This window comes from Prauserella shujinwangii, from assembly GCF_003001955.1.
Lineage (GTDB): Bacteria > Actinomycetota > Actinomycetes > Mycobacteriales > Pseudonocardiaceae > Qaidamihabitans > Qaidamihabitans shujinwangii.
In genome coordinates this window covers 228,992-246,170 of the sequence record NZ_PVNH01000009.1, presented here as the reverse complement: position 1 = coordinate 246,170, position 17,179 = coordinate 228,992, and the positions used below count along the sequence as shown (strand labels likewise).

18 protein-coding genes are annotated in these 17,179 nt (G+C 73.3%); 5 read left to right on the top strand and 13 right to left on the bottom strand.

The window, feature by feature from the left end; all coding sequences use genetic code 11:
* Window positions 1–3 precede the first annotated feature (3 nt).
* The 6 genes from B0I33_RS22240 to B0I33_RS22215 all read right to left on the bottom strand — a co-directional run bounded on the left by B0I33_RS22240 (window position 4) and on the right by B0I33_RS22215 (window position 5,737).
* Window positions 4–552 carry a NuoB/complex I 20 kDa subunit family protein gene (locus B0I33_RS22240; RefSeq protein WP_106180772.1) on the bottom strand — a complete coding sequence of 183 codons (549 nt, stop codon included), beginning with the start codon at window positions 550–552 and terminating at the stop codon, window positions 4–6.
* A gap of 3 nt (window positions 553–555) precedes the next feature.
* Window positions 556–912, bottom strand: a complete 357-nt coding sequence (locus B0I33_RS22235; protein WP_106180866.1) for an NADH-quinone oxidoreductase subunit A — start codon at window positions 910–912, stop codon at window positions 556–558.
* A gap of 474 nt (window positions 913–1,386) precedes the next feature.
* Window positions 1,387–2,661 (bottom strand): geranylgeranyl reductase family protein, encoded by a 1,275-nt coding sequence (locus B0I33_RS22230; protein WP_106180771.1) that lies wholly within the window; start codon window positions 2,659–2,661, stop codon window positions 1,387–1,389.
* Window positions 2,662–2,698: 37 nt separating this feature from the next.
* Window positions 2,699–3,415 (bottom strand): demethylmenaquinone methyltransferase, encoded by a 717-nt coding sequence (locus tag B0I33_RS22225; RefSeq protein WP_106180770.1) that lies wholly within the window; start codon window positions 3,413–3,415, stop codon window positions 2,699–2,701.
* A 95-nt stretch (window positions 3,416–3,510) separates the two neighbouring features.
* Window positions 3,511–4,617 (bottom strand): glycosyltransferase, encoded by a 1,107-nt coding sequence (locus tag B0I33_RS22220; RefSeq protein ID WP_106180865.1) that lies wholly within the window; start codon window positions 4,615–4,617, stop codon window positions 3,511–3,513.
* A gap of 1 nt (window position 4,618) precedes the next feature.
* A complete protein-coding gene (locus B0I33_RS22215; RefSeq protein WP_181193409.1) occupies window positions 4,619–5,737 on the bottom strand; it encodes a glycosyltransferase family 4 protein in 1,119 nt (372 codons plus the stop codon).
* Window positions 5,738–5,914: 177 nt separating this feature from the next.
* Between B0I33_RS22215 and B0I33_RS22210 the strand changes: the two genes are divergently transcribed.
* Window positions 5,915–6,802 (top strand): inositol monophosphatase family protein, encoded by an 888-nt coding sequence (locus tag B0I33_RS22210; protein ID WP_106180768.1) that lies wholly within the window; start codon window positions 5,915–5,917, stop codon window positions 6,800–6,802.
* Here the strand turns inward: B0I33_RS22210 and B0I33_RS22205 are convergent.
* The 3 genes from B0I33_RS22205 to menD all read right to left on the bottom strand — a co-directional run bounded on the left by B0I33_RS22205 (window position 6,729) and on the right by menD (window position 10,509).
* Entirely contained in the window at window positions 6,729–7,163 is a 435-nt protein-coding gene (locus B0I33_RS22205) for a DUF3592 domain-containing protein (protein WP_106180767.1), read from the bottom strand. The genes B0I33_RS22210 and B0I33_RS22205 overlap by 74 nt on opposite strands.
* A 24-nt stretch (window positions 7,164–7,187) precedes the next feature.
* Window positions 7,188–8,702, bottom strand: a complete 1,515-nt coding sequence (locus tag B0I33_RS22200) for a M1 family metallopeptidase (RefSeq protein WP_106180766.1) — start codon at window positions 8,700–8,702, stop codon at window positions 7,188–7,190.
* Window positions 8,703–8,829: 127 nt separating this feature from the next.
* Window positions 8,830–10,509: a 2-succinyl-5-enolpyruvyl-6-hydroxy-3-cyclohexene-1-carboxylic-acid synthase gene (gene menD / locus B0I33_RS22195; protein WP_106180765.1), complete on the bottom strand. Its 1,680-nt coding sequence runs from the start codon at window positions 10,507–10,509 to the stop codon at window positions 8,830–8,832.
* Between the two features lie 57 nt (window positions 10,510–10,566).
* On the opposite strand from menD, the gene B0I33_RS22190 reads away from it, so the two are divergent.
* Window positions 10,567–11,490, top strand: a complete 924-nt coding sequence (locus B0I33_RS22190; protein WP_106180764.1) for a 1,4-dihydroxy-2-naphthoyl-CoA synthase — start codon at window positions 10,567–10,569, stop codon at window positions 11,488–11,490.
* On the opposite strand, the gene B0I33_RS30740 is transcribed toward B0I33_RS22190, so the two are convergent.
* Window positions 11,484–11,612: a hypothetical protein gene (locus B0I33_RS30740; protein WP_281259454.1), complete on the bottom strand. Its 129-nt coding sequence runs from the start codon at window positions 11,610–11,612 to the stop codon at window positions 11,484–11,486. The two genes, B0I33_RS22190 and B0I33_RS30740, sit on opposite strands and share 7 nt — an antisense overlap.
* A 56-nt stretch (window positions 11,613–11,668) precedes the next feature.
* On the opposite strand from B0I33_RS30740, the gene menE reads away from it, so the two are divergent.
* From menE to B0I33_RS22170, 3 genes are all read left to right on the top strand, one after another.
* Window positions 11,669–12,808 (top strand): o-succinylbenzoate--CoA ligase, encoded by a 1,140-nt coding sequence (gene menE / locus B0I33_RS22185; protein ID WP_106180864.1) that lies wholly within the window; start codon window positions 11,669–11,671, stop codon window positions 12,806–12,808.
* A gap of 76 nt (window positions 12,809–12,884) precedes the next feature.
* The gene (locus B0I33_RS22180; RefSeq protein WP_146147543.1) at window positions 12,885–14,063 is read left to right on the top strand and encodes a hypothetical protein; all 1,179 of its coding nucleotides are present in this window, start codon (window positions 12,885–12,887) and stop codon (window positions 14,061–14,063) included.
* Between the two features lie 286 nt (window positions 14,064–14,349).
* On the top strand, window positions 14,350–15,222 hold the full coding sequence (locus B0I33_RS22170; protein ID WP_106180863.1) for a 1,4-dihydroxy-2-naphthoate polyprenyltransferase: 873 nt from the start codon (window positions 14,350–14,352) through the stop codon (window positions 15,220–15,222).
* Window positions 15,223–15,226: 4 nt separating this feature from the next.
* Here B0I33_RS22170 and cds1 read toward each other — a convergent pair whose 3' ends face one another.
* Genes cds1 through B0I33_RS22155 form a run of 3 tightly spaced genes read right to left on the bottom strand, consistent with a single transcriptional unit; the run spans window position 15,227 to window position 17,070 of the window.
* Window positions 15,227–16,294 carry an L-cysteine desulfhydrase Cds1 gene (gene cds1, locus B0I33_RS22165; protein ID WP_106180762.1) on the bottom strand — a complete coding sequence of 356 codons (1,068 nt, stop codon included), beginning with the start codon at window positions 16,292–16,294 and terminating at the stop codon, window positions 15,227–15,229.
* On the bottom strand, window positions 16,291–16,578 hold the full coding sequence (locus B0I33_RS22160; protein ID WP_106180761.1) for a DUF4229 domain-containing protein: 288 nt from the start codon (window positions 16,576–16,578) through the stop codon (window positions 16,291–16,293). The genes cds1 and B0I33_RS22160 overlap by 4 nt, the downstream gene beginning before the upstream one ends.
* 3 nt (window positions 16,579–16,581) lie before the next feature.
* Complete coding sequence (locus B0I33_RS22155) at window positions 16,582–17,070, bottom strand: Lrp/AsnC family transcriptional regulator (RefSeq protein WP_106180760.1); 489 nt, start codon at window positions 17,068–17,070, stop codon at window positions 16,582–16,584.
* Between the last annotated feature and the right edge of the window lie 109 nt (window positions 17,071–17,179).

Below are 17,179 nucleotides of genomic sequence, written 5' to 3'. Positions count from 1 at the left end.
GACCTACTTCTTCGCGTACTTGATGGACGACGGGACGATCTCGGTGCGCTCGCCGCTGGCGGCGCGCAACGCGGCGCGGCGCGGTCCCAGCGGCTCGTCCTGGATCTTCGCGTGCAGCTTGAGGATCGCGTCGAGCAGCATCTCCGGCCTCGGCGGGCAGCCGGGCAGGTACATGTCGACCGGCACGATGTGGTCGACGCCCTGCACGACGGCGTAGTTGTTGAACATCCCGCCGGAGGAGGCGCACACGCCCATGGCGAGCACCCAGCGCGGCTCGGCCATCTGGTCGTAGATCTGGCGCAGGACCGGCGCCATCTTCTGGGTCACGCGGCCCGCGACGATCATCAGGTCCGCCTGGCGCGGGGTGGCGCTGAACCGCTCCATGCCGAACCGCGCGATGTCGTAACGGGAGCCGCCGGTGGTCATCATCTCGATCGCGCAGCAGGCGAGCCCGAAGGTCGCCGGCCACAGCGAGTTCTTCCGTGCCCAGTTCACCAGCCCTTCGAGGCTGGCCAGCAGGATCCCGTTGGGGAGTTTCTCTTCCAGACCCATGAGCTAGTTCCAATCCAGGCCGCCGCGCCGCCACACGTAGATGTCGGCGATGAAGAACGTGGCGATGAACAGGGTGATGGCGGCGACGCCCCACAACCCGAGCGCGTCGGCCGAGACGGCGTACGGAAAGAGGAACACCATCTCGATGTCGAACAGGATGAACAGCATCGCGGTGACGTAGTAGGCGACCGGCATCCGGCCACCGCCCACCACCGGCTGCGGGGAGGGCTCGATACCGCACTCGTAGGCGGAGAGCTTCGCCTTGTTGAACCTGCTGGGACCGACGAGCGGGCCGAGCAGGACGGAGAAGAGCGCGAAACCCAGCGCGAGCGCGAACAGGATCACCAACGGCAGGTACATGTCCAGCCCGGGTCCCGCGCCTTCCTGCGCCAGCGCCGCCCCTCCCGTGGCCTGCGACAGCAACACTGGGCACCCATCCTTTCCGCGCCGCTGCGTTGTGCACGTGGTCTGTTGCAACTACCTGGGGCGCACCCTAAGGGACCTGGATCACACGTCCGAGGGTTAGGGCAGCCTTACCGCGGGTACTCAACCACTTCGGTCGCTTGTGAAAAGCTTCACAAGCTTGTCGACGACGTTGTGAACGCGTTCACAAAGCATGGCGTCAGTGTAGGACGCGGGTCACAGCCTTGTCGCTAGCCCCTGCGATATAAGGGTCGCCTCACTGCGCAGGCCAGCGACCTGTCCGCGACCCCGCACGCGGGCCCGGGACCAGCACAAAAGGGACATCCGGAGAGCCCGGCCCGCTGGAGTACGCCCGTCCTGTGAGTTTTCCCACGTGGGCCCGGGAGCCGGGGCTCGGCAGGGGACGCCCGGTCAGCGGGGGCTGGGGGTGAGGCGCGAGGCGGCCGAGATGAGGCGGTCGACGAAGTCGCCACCCTTGGCGTCGTAGCACCCGGAGAGGCCCTTGTAGACGAGCGGGATGAGCGGATTGACCCGCAGCCCGTACCTGGTCGCCGCCCGCATCACCGACGGCTTGCCGATCGCCTTGGCGAACAGGTTGCCCAGCCGGTAGTAGCCGCCCATCAGCTCACCGAGCGCCACCGGATACCCGCGCAGCACGCGTTCACGGGACGGCCCCTCGGGGCGGGCCAGCGCCTGGACGACGTGCTCGGCCGCGAGCTGCGCCGACTCCATGGCCGCGGAGATGCCCTCGCCGTTGAACGGGCTCACCATGCCGCCCGCGTCGCCGAGCAGCAGCAGGCCGTCGCGGTAGTGCGGAGTGCGGTTGAAACCCATCGGCAGGCCCGCGCCCCCGATCCGGCCCACGGCGTTGTCCTCGCGGTAACCCCACTCCTCCGGCGTCGAGTCGAGCCACGACCGCAGCAACGCCCGGTAGTCGGTGTTGCGGAACGCCTTGGACGTGGACAGGATGCCGAGCCCGACGTTCACCGTGCCGTCCCCGAGCGGGAAGGCCCAGCCGTAGCCGGGCAGCAGCCGGGGCCGCGCCGGGTCGCTGCGGTCCCACAGCTCCAGGTGGCCCTCGATGTACGGCTCGGCGTGCCGCGGGCTCCGGTAGTACCGGCGCACCGCGACCCCCATCGGCCGCCGGTCGTCCTTCTCGATGCCGACGGAGAGGGCCAGCCGCGCGGACACCCCGTCGCACGCCAGCACCAGCGGGGCCCGGTAGCTGACCGGGCGGCGGTCCTCCCCGGCCTTCGCCTCGACGCCGACCACCCGGCCCGTGCGCTCGTCGGTGATCGCGCCGGTGACCGTGGTGCGCTCCCGCAGCCGCGCGCCCGCCTTCACCGCGGTCCGCGCCAGCAGGTCGTCGAAGTCGTGCCGGGTGCGCGCCACACCGTACGGCGGGTAGCTGGCCAGATCCGGCCAGTCCAGCTCCAGCGTCAGCTCGCCGGTGAGGATGCGCAGCCCCCTGCTGTGCACCCAGCCCGCCTCCTGGCTGGTGTCGATGCCGAGGTCGATGAGCTGCTTGACACCACGCGGGGTGAGGCCGTCGCCGCAGACCTTGTCCCGGGGGAACGTGGTCTTCTCCAGCAGCAGCACGTCCACGCCCGCCCTGGCGAGATACGTGGCGACGGTCGAGCCCGCCGGCCCTGCGCCTACGACGATGACCTCGGCATCCTGCGTCATGGGGCCGAGTCTATGGGGCACGGCGGCGCGGAGCGCCTCAATGGGGGGTGGTGGTCGGGTGCCGGGCGGGCGCCCGCCGTGCCCGGTGGATGGCGACGACGCCGAACGTGAGGTTGAGCCACTCGACGTTGTGCCAGCCCGAGGCGGCGATGAGCTCGCCGAGCTTGCGCTGGTCGGGCCAGTTGAGCATGGACTCGGCGAGGTAGGCGTACGCCTCCGGGTTGCTGGACGAGCGGCGGCCGAGCCACGTCATCGCCCGCAGCAGGAACTTGCGGTACACGAACCGGATCGGCGCGAACGTGGGCGTCGACACCTCGCAGATCACGAGCCTGCCGCCGGGCCTGACCACCCTGGCGATCTCGGTGAGCGCCGCCTTGGTGTCCACGAAGTTGCGGATGCCGAAGGTGATCGTCGCGGCGTCGAAGCTCTCGTCGGCGAACGGCAGCCGGAGCGCGTCGGCCGCGACCATCGGCACACCCCGGTGCCTCCCGCTGCGCAGCATGCCGAGCGAGAAGTCCGCCGCCACGCAGTACGCCCCGCCGCGGGCGTACTCCTGGGTGGACACCCCCGTGCCCGCCGCGAGGTCGAGCACGGTCTCACCGGCTCTGGCGTCGAGCACCCGCGCCGTGGTGGTGCGCCAGCGCCGGTCGAAGCCGAACGTCATGACGGAGTTGGCGCGGTCGTAGCCGGGTGCGACGTCGTCGAACATCGCGGCGACCTCGCGCGGGTCCTTGTCCAGGCTGGCTCGGGACATACCCCGACCCTATCCCCGCCACCGTGTCCGCGATCCACGTACACGTGCCCGCGTCGTGCGACGCGGGCACGCGTGCACGGACGGCGGACACGGCGTCAGCCGGGCAGCGCGGCCAGCATCCCGCGCACGGACACCGGCCAGGCGAACTCCTCCGCCCGCGCGCGGGCGGCCGCGCGGCGCGCGGGCTCCGGCGCGTCCAGCAGGCCGGTGACCGCGGTGGCGAAGGCAGGCGCGTGGTCGGCGACCGCGGCACCGCAGCCCGGCCGCACGATCTCCCGCAGCGCCGAGGACGCCGACACCACCACGGGCGTGCCCGAGGCCAGTGCCTCCAGCGCGGCGAGGCCGAACGTCTCGTGCGGGCCGGGGGCCAGCGAGACGTCGGCGCTGGCGAGCAGCCGCGCGACGGTGTGCCGCTCGGCGACGAAGCCGAGAAACGTCACCGGCAGCCCGCGGGCCCTGCGCTCCAGCGCGCGGCGGCGCGGGCCGTCCCCGGCGACCACCAGCCGCGCCCGCACGCCCGCGTCCGTCAGCGCGGCCATCGTGTCGACGCTGCGCTCCACGTGCTTCTCCGGCGACAACCGGCCACAGTGAACGAGCAGGGCATCGGCGCCGCCCGCCAGCTCGCGCCGCCAGCCGTCGTCCCGCGCGGCGGGCGTGAACGTGCGCAGGTCCACCCCCAGCGGGACCCGCCGCACGTTCGGCACGCCGATCCGGTCGAACTCGGCGCGGGCGAAGCCCGTCGTGCACACCACGGAGTCGTAGTTCGCCGCCATCCGCCGGTTGGCCGTGTCCGCGACCCGCCTGGCCAGCGGCGCGGGCAGCAGGAACTGCTCCAGCAGCCGGTCCAGCCGCTCGTGGGAGATGACCAGGCTGGGGACGTCGTGCTCGCGGGCCCACCGGCCCATGCCCCGCAGCGTCAGCCGGTCGGACACCTCCAGCCGGTCCGGCCGCAGCCGCCGCAACAGCGCCCGCACCCGGTAGGGGTCGACCGCCCGGTAGCCACCGGTGCCGGGGATCCGGGGCGCGGGCAGCGTGCACCGGCGCACCCCGGTCGGCAGCACCTCCTCGGCCTGCCGGGGGCCGGGTACCACGAGCGTCACCCGGTGCCCGCTCGCGACATAGCCCGCGCCGAGGTGGTGCAGGGCGGTGCGCAGCCCGCCCGAGCGCGGGCCGTAGAAGTTCGCCAGCTGGACGATGTGCAGCTCACGCGGCACGGGCCAGCCCACCCAGCACGGCCTCGTAGTGGCCGACGAGCTCCTGGCAGACCGCGGGCCACGTGCGGCCGAGCACAGCGCGCCTCGCCTGCTCCCCCATCCGGGCGCGCACGCCGTCGTGCCGCAGCTCCGCGACGCGGGCCAGCAGCTCCCGCTCGAACGCGGTGGGCTCCACGGGCAGCAGGTAGCCGGTCCGGCCGTGCCGCACGAGGTCCTTCGGCCCGCCCGCGGCCGGGGCGAGCACGGGCAGCCCGGACGCCATCGCCTCCTGCACGGCCTGGCAGAACGTCTCGTGCGGGCCGGTGTGCGCGAACACGTCGAGGCTCGCGTACGCGGTGGCCAGCTCGGCGCCGTAACGGGCGCCGAGGAAGACCGCCCCCGGCATCCGCTCGCGCAGCACGGGCAGGTCGGGACCGTCGCCGACGACCACCACCCGGACCCCGGGCACCCGGTCGAGCGGCACGAGCCGCTCGACCTCCTTCTCCGGGGCCAGCCGCCCGACGAAACCGACGAGCAGCTCCCCGTTCGGGGCCAGCTCGGCTCGCAGTGCCGGATCGGCGTGGGCGGGGTGGAACCGCTCGATGTCGACGCCACGTCCCCAGCGGTGCACCCGCGGCACGCCGTGCAGTCGCAGCTCCCGCACCGAGTGGGTGGACGGGGCGAGCGTCCGGTCGGCCCTGCAGTGCAGCCTGCGGACCCAGCGCCAGGCGGCCCTGGCGCCGAGTCCGAGCCCGTACGCGGCGGCGAAACCGGGCACATCGGTCTGGTACACGGCCACGGACGGCACCCGCAGCCGCCTGGCCGCCGCGAGCCCGCGCGCGCCGACGACGAACGGGGACGCCAGGTGCACCACGTCCGGGCGGAACTCGGCGAGCGCCGTGAGCACGGTCCTGGTCGGCACGCCGATCGGCAGCGAGTTCACGACCGGCAGCCCGACCGCGGGCACGCGCACCACCGGGGCGCCCCGGTACTCGCCGGGACCGGGGCCGGGCGCGACCACCAGCACGTCGTGCGCCCGTTCCCGCAGGTGCTCCACGACCCGCAGCACGGAGTTGGTCACGCCGTTCACCTGCGGAAGGAAGCTCTCGGTGACAATCGCGACTCGCACAGCGAGAACTGTCGCAGCCGAGCTGGGCCATCCGGACCACAGTCGCGTGACCGGCGGGTCAACGCTACCGAAACACTTCGCCTACGTACGGGCTCTCGCCGATCGTCGGGCAATGGCGGACCGGGCGTCACCTCGATGTCGCATTCCGGTCACTCGGCGTGGCCATGCTAGACCGGCATGACCCTCCTGTCCTCTCGCACCTGGCTTCCCGTCGAGCCCGGCCTGCTGTCCAAGGCGCTCGAGGTGGCGGGCAGGCTCGCCAACGACGCGACCGACGTGATCACGGCGACCGCGGGCCGCGGCGCGCACCCCGACACCAAGGAGTCGCCGTTCGACTGGGTCACCGACACCGATCGCACCCTGGAGCGGCACACCCGCCGCGTGCTGACCGCCGAGTTCCCCGGGATGCCGGTGGTCGGCGAGGAGTTCGGCGCCGACACCGGCGCGGACACCGCCGAGTACCGGTGGGTGGTGGACCCCGTCGACGGCACGGCGAACTACGTCGCGGGCGTGCCGTGGTGCGCGTACAGCCTCGCCCTGGTGGACGCCTCGGGCCCGGTGGTCGGCGTGGTCGCCGACCCGTACCGGGGACAGATCTACGCCGCCGCCAGAGGCCGGGGTGCCCGGGCCAACGGCACACCGGTCCGGCTGCCCGGCAGGCACGGCACCGCGGGCGCGATCGTGTGCACCGAGCTGACCCGCGGCGGGCCGTGGCCCGGCCTCGGCGGGTTCATCGAGCAGGCCGCGGCCGCGCACGCGGGCGTCCGGGTGCTGGGCTCGGCCGCGCTGTCGGTCGCGCAGGTGGCGCTGGGCCACGCGGCGGCCGCGGTGCTGCACAGCTACCACGAGTGGGACGTGGCCGGAGCGGTCGCGCTCGCCGTGGAGGCCGGTGCCGTGGTGCTCGACCGGCACGGCGAGGGCACCACCCTCCCGCCCGACGGCCTGCTCGTCGCGGCGCCCGAGGTGGCGGAGGAGGTGCTGGCCTGGTGGCTCAGGAGCGGAGGATCGGCACCCGCAGCCGCGAACGGATCCACCACAGCACCGGGCCCGCCACCAGCCACGTGAGCGCGATCGTGGTGCCGACCGGCAGCAGGGTGAGCAGCCACGTGCGGCCCGCGACCCGCGCGAGGTCCGGGTCGGTGGTGTCGTACTCGATCCGGACCAGCTGCCCTTCGAGCAGGCCCCGCGGGTAGAGCACCCCGTTGCGCGGGTTGTGCGCCACCCCGTCGGGCGTCTCGAACCGGATGATGGTCCGGTCGAAGTTCACCTGCTCGACCTGGGCGGTGGCGGTGCCGAGGTTGCTCTCGATGGCGTTGTCGTTGCGGATCGCCCCGAACACGAGCAGCACGCAGAGCAGCGTGATGACACCGGCGATCCCGAGCACCGCCCGGGCCCCGATGCGCCACGCTCGCTCGTTGCTCGCCATCACCCGGCGAGCATAGCCACCTCGCTAGTTCCGCCTGGCCAGCAGTTCGTGGGTGAGCCGCAGCTCACGGTAGGACTCCGGCTCGGCGACGGCCGCCGTCCGCGCCCCGGCACCGTTCGGGCCGGTCGCCGGCTTGCCCGGGGTGAACAGCCACACGTCGAACAGCTCGTCCAGCCGCTGCCCGGAAAGGCGCTCGGCCAGCGCCACGAACTCCTCGATCGTGCCGTGGCCGCCCTTCTTCTCCGCCAGCCACGACCGCAGGATCCGGAAGAACGTCTCGTCGCCGACGGTCTTGCGCAGCGCGTGCACGGCGAGGGCACCCCGGTCGTAGACGGCGGCGTGGAACTGGTTGTCCGCACCGGGGTCGCCGGGCAGCATCTGCCAGAACGGGTCGTCCGCGGGCACCGAGTCGTACAGGTACTGCGCGAGCTCGTCGGCCGTGCCCTCGCCCTCGTGCTCGGACCAGAGGAACTCGGCGTAGCTGGCGAAGCCCTCGTTGAGCCAGATGTCGCTCCACCTGCCGAGCGCCACGGAGTCGCCGAACCACTGGTGCGCACTCTCGTGCGCGACCACCGACAGGTTGGCGCCCGCGCGGAAGAACGCGGCGTCGTACACCGAGCGGGTCTGGTTCTCCAGCGCGAAGCCGAGCCCGGTGGTGGCGATGCCGCCCTGCGCCTCGAACGGGTAGGGACCGAAGTACTCCGCCAGCACCTCGACGACCTCGGGGCTGCGTTCGATGCTGGCCTTCGCGGCGGGCAGGCTCGCGCCGAGCGCGGGGTCGTAGGCGGTGATGAACGGCTGCCCGTCGGGGGTGGTGGACTGCCGGACCTCGTAGTCGCCGATCGCGAGGAAGGCCAGGTAGGTCGTCTGCGGCTGGGTGCTCCGCCAGCTCCACCTGGTCCATCCGGCCCGCTGCTTGGACTTGCGCACGAGGCTGCCGTTGGACAGGGCGGCCACGTCGTCGGGTACCTCGACCGACACGTCGAACGTCGCCTTGTCGGTGGGGTGGTCGTTGGCGGGGAACCACCACTCGGCGATGTGCGGTTCGTCCACCGCGAGCGCCCCGGTGGCCGTGCGCTTCCAGGCGGTGAAGCCGTCGAGGGCGACCTCGGAGGGCACGTCCGCGTAGCTCACGGCGACGGTCACCGGTTCGCCCTCGGCGAGGGGCCGCCTCGGCGTGACCACGAGCTCGCTCGGGTCGTCGGCGTCCTTGGCGAAACGGGCGGGCCGGTTGTCGACGCGCACCGAGCGGACGGCGAGCCCGAAGTCGAGGTTGAAGCTGGACAGCTCCTGGGTCGTGGTGGCGAGGATGGTCGTGGTGCCCGCCAGCCGGTCGGTACCGGGGTGGTAGGTCAGCCGGATGTCGTAGTGGGCGACGTCGTAGCCGCCGTTGCCCTGGCCCGGGTAGTACGGGTCGCCGAGGCCGGGCGCGCCGGGGGCGGTGCCGTCCGCGGCTGTGCTTGTCGCGGTGGTCACGAGCAGGACGGTCGCGAAGCCGGTCGCGATCGCGCCGATGGCGGCGCGAGAAGTTTTCCCCATGGCGGGAAACTAGCGGGAAGTTCCCACCGCCGACACGGCCGATCGTGGGGTCCGCACTCCCCGAACGCGGCACGCACGGCCCTGAACGCGGCACTGGTGGCCGCCGCGAGTGCTGCGTTCGCGCGGGTCAGGCGCCGAGCACGGCGGCCGTGACGGCCTGCCGGACGCGGGCGTGCAGGTCGCGGTGCCGGGTGCGGTCCACCCGCACCTCGACCACCCGCAGGCCGGGCTCGGGCCGCAGGGCCGCCCGCAGGTCGGCGGCGGTCTCGGCGAGCGTGTACGGCACCCGGTAGCCGGCGCACAGCGCGCCGAGGTCGGCGCCGTGCGGCGTGCCGAACACGCGCTCGAAGCTCTGGCTGTGCTCGGGCGCGCCCTGCTCCAGCAGCGAGAAGATGCCGCCGCCGTCGTCGTTGAGCACGACGATCGTCAGGTCGGGGCGGCTCTGCCCGGTGCCGGTGAGCAGGCCGTTCGCGTCGTGCAGGAACGTCAGGTCGCCCAGCAGCGCGTACGAGGGACCGTGGTGCACGGTCGCCGCCCCGATGGCGGTGGACACCGTGCCGTCGATCCCGGCGACCCCGCGATTGCGGTGCACGAGGACGTCCGGACGCAGCCCGCCGGCGAGCGCGACGTCCCGGGTGGGGTTGGAGGAGCCGACGACGAGCAGCGAGTCCCGGGGCAGGGTGTCCACGAGCTCGGTGGCCACCCGCAGCCCGCTCGGCCACGGCTCGGCGGCGACGGCCTCGCGCACCGCCGCCGCGGCGGCCGCGTCGGCCCGCTGCCAGCGACCGAGCCAGTCCGGATCAGCCGGTTTGGTCGGTTCGTCGAACCACTGGCCCACCTGGCGCACGTTGTGGGCGGGCGCGGGCCAGTCGGAGTCGGGCCGCACGAGCAGCACCTCGACGGCGGGGTCGGACAGCAGTCCCTGCAGCTGCCGGAACACCGTGGGCCTTCCGATGCACAGCACCTGCTCGGGCCGGTGGTGTTCCAGGAACTCCTCCACGCCGAGCAGCCAGGCGCCGGAGGAGACGGCCGTCGACCCGCCGAGGCCGAGACCGCCGGTCTCCGAGATGACCGGCCAGCCGTGCTGCTCGGCCCACTCGCTCGCGGCGCGCACGCCCGCGTCGCACGCGATCACCAGGCCGTGCCGGGTCGAGGGCACCACGAAGGACGGCAGGGCGCCGAAGTCGCGCAGCTCGGTCCAGCGCGCACCCCGCGGCCTGCCCTCGAGCGACTCGTACCAGTCGTCCGCCTCGTCCCCGCCGTCCGGGACGAGCGGTTCACGGAACGGCACGTTGAGGTGGACGGGCCCGCACCGCCACTCGCCGTAGGCCGCGTTCCAGGCGCGGCAGATCTGGCTGCGCCAGTACGCGTTCTGCCCGGCCCTGCGCTCGGCGACGGCGAGCTCGTCGAAATAGCGCACGGCGTCGCCGTAGAGCCGCTGCTGGTCGACGACCTGGTTGGCGCCCGCGGCGCGGAGCTCGGGCGGCCGGTCGGCGGTGAGCACGATCAGCGGCACGCCCGCCCGGTCGGCCTCCAGCACGGCGGGGTGGAAGTTCGCGGCGGCGGTGCCCGACGTGCACACGACCGCGACCGGGCGGCCGGTGCGCGCCGCCATGCCCAGTGCGAGGAACGCGGCGCCGCGCTCGTCGATCCGGACGTGCAGGGTCAGCTTGCCCGCCGCCGCGGCGTCGTACAGCGCCAGCGACAGCGGCGCGTTGCGGGAGCCGGGGCTGAGCACGACGTGGGACACGGTGTTGCGCACGAGCTCGTCGACGATGACCCTCGCCTGCGCGGTGGACGGGTTCACCGGGCGACCCCCCACGCTGTCACGGTCGACATGAGCACACGGCCTATTCTCCCAAACGTGCGTGACGCCCAGGTATCCGAACTGTTCGACCCGGAAACATGGACCCCGGTCGAGGGGTTCGACTTCACCGACATCACCTACCACCGTTCCACGGCATCCCGGTCCGGCAAGCGCGTCGTGCGGGTGGCCTTCGACCGGCCGGAGGTGCGCAACGCCTTCCGGCCGCACACCGTGGACGAGCTGTACCGCGCGCTCGACCACGCCAGGATGAGCCCCGACGTCGGGTGCGTCCTGCTCACCGGAAACGGCCCCTCGCCGAAGGACGGCGGCTGGTCGTTCTGCTCCGGTGGTGACCAGCGTATTCGCGGTCGGTCCGGGTATCAGTACGCCACCGGCGAGACGTCCGACACGGTCGATCCGGCGCGGGCGGGGCGGCTGCACATCCTGGAGGTGCAGCGGCTGATCAGGTTCATGCCGAAGGTGGTGATCGCCGTCGTTCCCGGCTGGGCGGCGGGCGGCGGGCACTCGCTGCACGTCGTGTGCGATCTCACGCTCGCGTCCGCGGAGCACGCCCGGTTCAAGCAGACCGACGCCGACGTGGGGTCGTTCGACGGCGGGTTCGGGTCGGCCTACCTCGCGCGGCAGGTGGGCCAGAAGTTCGCGCGGGAGATCTTCTTCCTCGGCCGGGCCTACACGGCGGAGCAGGCGGTGGCGATGGGCGCGGCGAACGCCGCCGTGCCGCACGACCGGCTCGAGGCGGAGGCCCTGGACTGGGCGTGGGAGGTGATCGGGAAGTCACCGACCGCGCAGCGGATGCTGAAGTACGCGTTCAACCTGGTCGACGACGGGATGGTCGGCCAGCAGGTGTTCGCGGGCGAGGCCACCCGGCTGGCCTACATGCAGGACGAGGCCGTCGAGGGGCGCGATGCCTTCCTGGGCAAACGCGAACCCGACTGGAGCGCCTACCCGTACTACTACTGATCGCCGTCCGACCGCGCCTTGCGGACGCCGTCGCGGACCGCGGCGCGCACGACGAAGTACAGCACCACGAAGAACAGGGCGACCAGGACCAGGTGGAGGGCGAAGCCGGGCAGAGCGACCATGCGGGCACCCTAGCGTGGTGCTGGCCACCGGCTTCAGGCACGAGACGGGGCGGGACATGCGCACGGTGCACACCGACGGCAGCCCGGAGGCGGTCGCCCGCCTGCGGGCCGCCGTGCTCGGCGCGCTCGACGGCGGCGCCGCCGTGCTGCCGCTCGATCCGCGAGACCCCGGCGCGGAGCGGGTGCGGGCCGCCATGGCGCCCGACCGGCCCGCCGAACCGGGAACGGCGGTGGTCGTGCCCACCTCCGGTTCGACGGGCGCGCCGAAGGGCGTGCTGCTCTCGGCCGCGGCGCTGCTGGCCTCGGCGGGCGCGACCCACGACCGGCTCGGCGGGCCGGGCCGGTGGCTGCTGGCGACCCCCGCGCACTACATCGGCGGCCTGCAGGTCCTCGTCCGCGCGCACCTGGCTGGCACGGAGCCGGTGGTGCTCGACACGGCGAGGGGGTTCGACCCGGACGCGTTCGCCGAGGCCGCGCGGGCGACGTGCACCGGGAGCGGGCCGCACTACACGGCGCTGGTGCCGACGCAGCTGGCCCGCCTGCTCGACGCGGGCGGGGCCGGTGCGGAGCGGTTCACCGCCATCGTGGTCGGCGGGGCTGCGCTGGACGACCGGCTGCGGGAGCGGGCCGCCGCGGCGGGGGTGCGTGTGGTGTCCGCGTACGGCATGAGCGAGACCGCGGGCGGCTGCGTCTACGAGGGGTCCCCGCTCGGCGGGGTGCGGGTGCGGCTCGGCGAGGGCGGCCGGGTCGAGATCGGCGGGGTGACCCTCGCGCACGGCTACCGGCTCGACCCGGACCGCACGGCCGAGGCGTTCGCCGACGGCTGGTTCCGCACCAGTGACCTCGGCAGGCTGCGCCCCGGAGGGCGGCTGGAGGTGCTCGGCAGGCTGGACGACGTGATCAACACCGGTGGGGTGAAGGTGTCCGCCGGTCAGGTCGAGCGGGCGCTGCGGACCCATCCGGGGGTCCGGGAGGCCTGCGTGGTGCCGCTGCCGGACCCGGAGTGGGGTCAGGTGGTGGCCGCCGCCGTCGTCGCCGGGGACCCACCACCCGGCCTGGCCGAGCTGCGCGCTACCGTGCGCGCCGAGATCGGCCCGGCCGGGGTGCCCAAACGCTGGCGGTTCGTCGCGGAACTGCCGCTCGTGGGGCCGGGCAAGGTCGACCGCGCGCGGGTGCGGGCCACCCTGGCGGGTTAACTCGTCCGGCTGGCGTGCGGCCCTGCCCCGGCTGCTCGCGTTGACAGCCTCTGAGCTGGGGTTTTGGCTTCTCGCCGTGAGACGTGGAAGACGGCACTCGGCCGTGCTGCTGACCTTGGCCTGTGCCGCGCTCGGGCTCGCGCCCCTCCCCGCGACGGCGCAGGACTCCGTGACCTGGACGCTGCACCCCCACCCGGCCGGTGCGGGCGCGCTTTCCACCACCATGGACGCCCACCGCATGGGGGTCCGGACGTTCCCCGCCGAGCGGCTGGACCGGCCCGTGGACACCGTGTCCGCCCGGTACGAGCACGCCCCGGGCACCACCGTCGACGTGCGCGGGCAGCGGGCCGACGGCGGGTGGACCGAATGGCTGCCGGTGCCCGGGGGCGGTCGCGCCACGCTGCCGGAGGCGACGACGGCCGTGCAGGCACGCCTGGTGCGCGCGGCCACCGGAACCGCCGACGACGTGCGGCGGATCGAGCTCACCGCGTGGCGTGCCGCGGCGGGGCCGCAGGCGGACTCACCGGGTGGCTCACCGGCGAGCGCGCAGTCGGCACAGCGGGTCCCGACGTTCCGTATCTTCGCCACCCGCGAGGGCCTGGTCGGCCACACCACCGCGAACGGCCACAAGATCACCCGGCGCGACCACTTCGTGGCGCTGCCGTCCCGGCGCGGGCTGTCGGGCAGGGGCAGCGGCGAGTACACGGTCCGCGTGTGCACCACCGACAACGCGCGCTGCGAGTGGGCCCCGGTGTGGGATGTCGGACCGTGGAACGTGCGGGACGACCACTGGAACCCCGGCCGCGAGCACTGGCCGGACCTGCCGCACGGCAGGCCGCAGGCGGAGGCTGCGTACCAGGACGGCCACAACGGCGGCCGGGACGGGTTCGGGCGCGAGGTGCGCAACCCCGCGGGCATCGACCTGGCCGACGGCACGTTCTGGGACGGGCTGCGGCTGAAGACGAACGCGTGGGTGAACGTGACGTACGAGTGGGCCCGGCGCGGGCCGTGGGGCACGGTCGTGACCCCGAGGGGCGTCCACCTCAACGTGCGGCGGGGCACCTCGGCGGGTACGCAGCAGGTCGGCTTCGCGGCGCGGCACGCGCGCGTCCGGATCGTGTGCTCGCTGCGCGGCGCCGTGGCGAACGGCACCCAGGGCAGCACCGACGTCTGGTACCGCCTGGCGCCCGGCAAGCACGTGTCGGCCGCCTACGTCGACCGCCCCGAGGGCGCCCCCGCGCCCCGCCCCTGCTGACGCGCGCGTTCGAGCTCCCCAATGTGGCATTGGGTGCGTTCATCGCAACCAATGCGGCATTCGGTACGTCCACCGCAACCAACGCCACATTCGGTACGTCCACCGCAACCAACGCGGCATTCGGTGCGTCCACCGCAACCAACGCGGCATTCGGTACGTCCACCGCAACCAACGCCACATTCGGTACGTCCACCGCAATCAACGCGGCACTCGGTGCGTCCACCGCAACCAACGCCACAGTGGGGACGTGATCGGCACGGCGGGTGCATGGCGAAGAATGGCCCGCATGGCGAGTCTTGCGGAGTGGATCGAGGGGGCGCGGCCGCGGACGTTGCCCAACGCCGTCGCGCCGGTCGTGGCCGGTGCGGGTGCGGCGGCGGAGCTGGGCGCGTTCTCGTGGTGGCGGTCGCTGCTGGCGCTGCTGGTCGCCCTGTCCCTGATCGTCGGCGTCAACTACGCCAACGACTACTCCGACGGCGTCCGTGGCACCGACGCCGACCGCGTGGGACCGCCGCGGCTGGTGGGCTCCGGCGCCGCGCGGCCGAAGGCGGTGCTCGGCGCGGCGCTGGCCGCGCTCGGCCTCGCCGGGGTGCTCGGTCTCGTGCTCGTGGCCCTCACCGGCACGTGGTGGCTGCTGGTCATGGGCGCGGCGTGCCTCGCGGCCGCCTGGTTCTACACCGGGGGGCGGCGGCCGTACGGCTACGCGGGCCTCGGCGAGGTGGCCGTGTTCCTGTTCTTCGGGCTGGCCGCGGTGCTCGGCACCGTGTACGTGCAGGCGGAGACGATCAGCTGGGCGGCGGCGGGCTGCGCGGTCGCGGTCGGCAGCCTCTCCATGGCGGTGCTCGGCGCCAACAACCTCAGGGACATCCCCACCGACCGCGCGGCGGGCAAGCGCACGCTGGCCGTGCGCCTCGGCGACGCGGGCACCCGCAGTCTCTACCTGGCGCTGGTGACCGTGCCGTTCGTGATCACGGTGGCCATGGGGCTGGCGCACCCGGTGACGCTGCTCGCCCTGCTCGCCGCCCCGCTGCTGGTGCGGCCGGTGCGCACGATCGTCGCGGGCAGGGACGGTCTCGGACTGGTGCCCGTGCTGCGCGACACCGGGCTGGCCATGCTCGCCTGGTCCGTGCTCACCGCCACCGGCCTCGCCCTGGCGTGACCGTTCACGAGGGGAAGCGGCCGGTCTCCAGGAACCGTTCCATGGCCTTCCGGTGCGGCGCCAGGTCGAACCCTTTCTCGGCGATCCACCCGTCGTCGTAGTAGGTGTTCGCGTAACGTTCGCCACCGTCGCAGAGCAACGTCACCACGCTGCCCCGCTCCCCCGCCGCGAGCATGCGCGCGATGAGGCTGAACGCGCCGTACAGGTTCGTGCCCGTCGAGCCACCCGCCCAGTGCCCGGTGCGTTCCCGCAGGAACCGGATGGCCGCGAGCGAGGCGGCGTCGGGTACCTGGAACATCTCGTCGATGACCTCGGGGAGGAAGGACGGCTCGACGCGCGGCCGCCCGATGCCCTCGATGCGGGACGGCATGCCGGTCGCGTAGCCCCGCACGCCGGTCTCCCACGCGCCGTAGAACGCCGAATTCTCCGGGTCGACCACCGCGATCTTCGTGTCGTGCCTGCGGTAGCGGACGTACCGGCCGAAGGTCGCGCTGGTGCCGCCCGTCCCGGCGCCCACCACGATCCACGACGGGACCGGGTGCCGCTCCGAGCGCAGCTGCGCGAACACCGACTCGGCGATGTTGTTGTTGCCGCGCCAGTCGGTGGCCCGCTCGGCGTAGGTGAACTGGTCGAGGTAGTGACCGCCGCACTCCGCAGCCAGCCGCTCGGCCTCGGAGTACATGGCAGGCGGCACGTCCACGAAGTGGCAGCGGCCGCCGTAGAACTCGATGAGGTCGATCTTCTCCCGGCTGGTGCTGCGCGGCACCACGGTGGTGAACTCCAGCCCGAGCATCCGCGCGAAGTAGGCCTCGGACACCGCCGTGGAGCCGCTGGAGGCCTCGATGAGCGGGGTTGCGGGCCCGATCTGCCCGTTCACCAGACCGTAGAGGAACAGCGAGCGGGCGAGCCGGTGCTTGAGCGAGCCGGTGGGGTGCACCGACTCGTCCTTCAGGTAGAGATCGATGCCCCAGTCCGGGGGCAGCGGGAAGCAATGGAGGTGGGTGTCGGCGCTGCGGTTGGCGTCGGCCTCGATGATGCGGACTGCCTCGCGCACCCACTCGGCGCGGTTCATTCGGTGTCCCGCCGGTCCTCGCCGCGCAGCTCCGCTCGCAGCCGGGCGCGCTCCCGGGCGCGGTGCTCGTTGCGGGCGGCGAGTCCCGCGGTGACCCTGGCGTTGAGCGGGCGCAGCAGGAGCAGCCCGACGGGCAGCCCGACGACGAGCCCGACCGCGAGCGCCACCAGCAGCGGGACCCCGAACAGCACGAGGACGGCGGCGACGACCGCGACCAGCGCGAAGCGCGCCAGCAGGTACAGAGTCAGGTCGCGGTAAAGGTGGTCACCGGGGTGTTCGCTCACGTCCTACGAGGCTACGCCGCCGCGCCCGGTGTCCTCAGGCAGGTCCAGGCCGGTGTTGTTGGGGCGCCCCTCGAACCGGGTCGACAGCACGACGGTGGTGTGCGTGCGGGCGACCCCGTCGATCCGGCGGAGCCGGCCGAGCGTGTGCTCGAGCTCGTCGACCGTGGGGACCCGCACCTTGACGACGAAGGCCTCCTCGCCCGCCACGCCGTAACAGCTCTCCACCTCGGGCAGCTCCGCGAGGGCGTCGGCGACGTCCTCGTCGGACGCGGTGTCGGTGGGCTGGATGCCGACGAGGGCGGTGACGCCGAGGCCGACCGTGCGCGGGTCGACCATCGCGTGGTAGCCGGTGATCACGCCGGCGGCCTCGAGTTTGCCCACGCGCTCGTGCACCGAGGACGCGGACAGGCCGACGATCCTGCCCAGCTCGGCGTACGTCGCCCTGCCGTTGCGCCGGAGCTCAGCGATGATCTTGCGGTCGAGCCGGTCCACCAGTCCACTGTAACCAGGCCGAAACCCTGTCCGAACCGGCCCTTTTGTCCCTTACTACCCCTTTACCGTCTGACAACCGTTCGAGTACCCGGCACGTGGAGTGTAACGA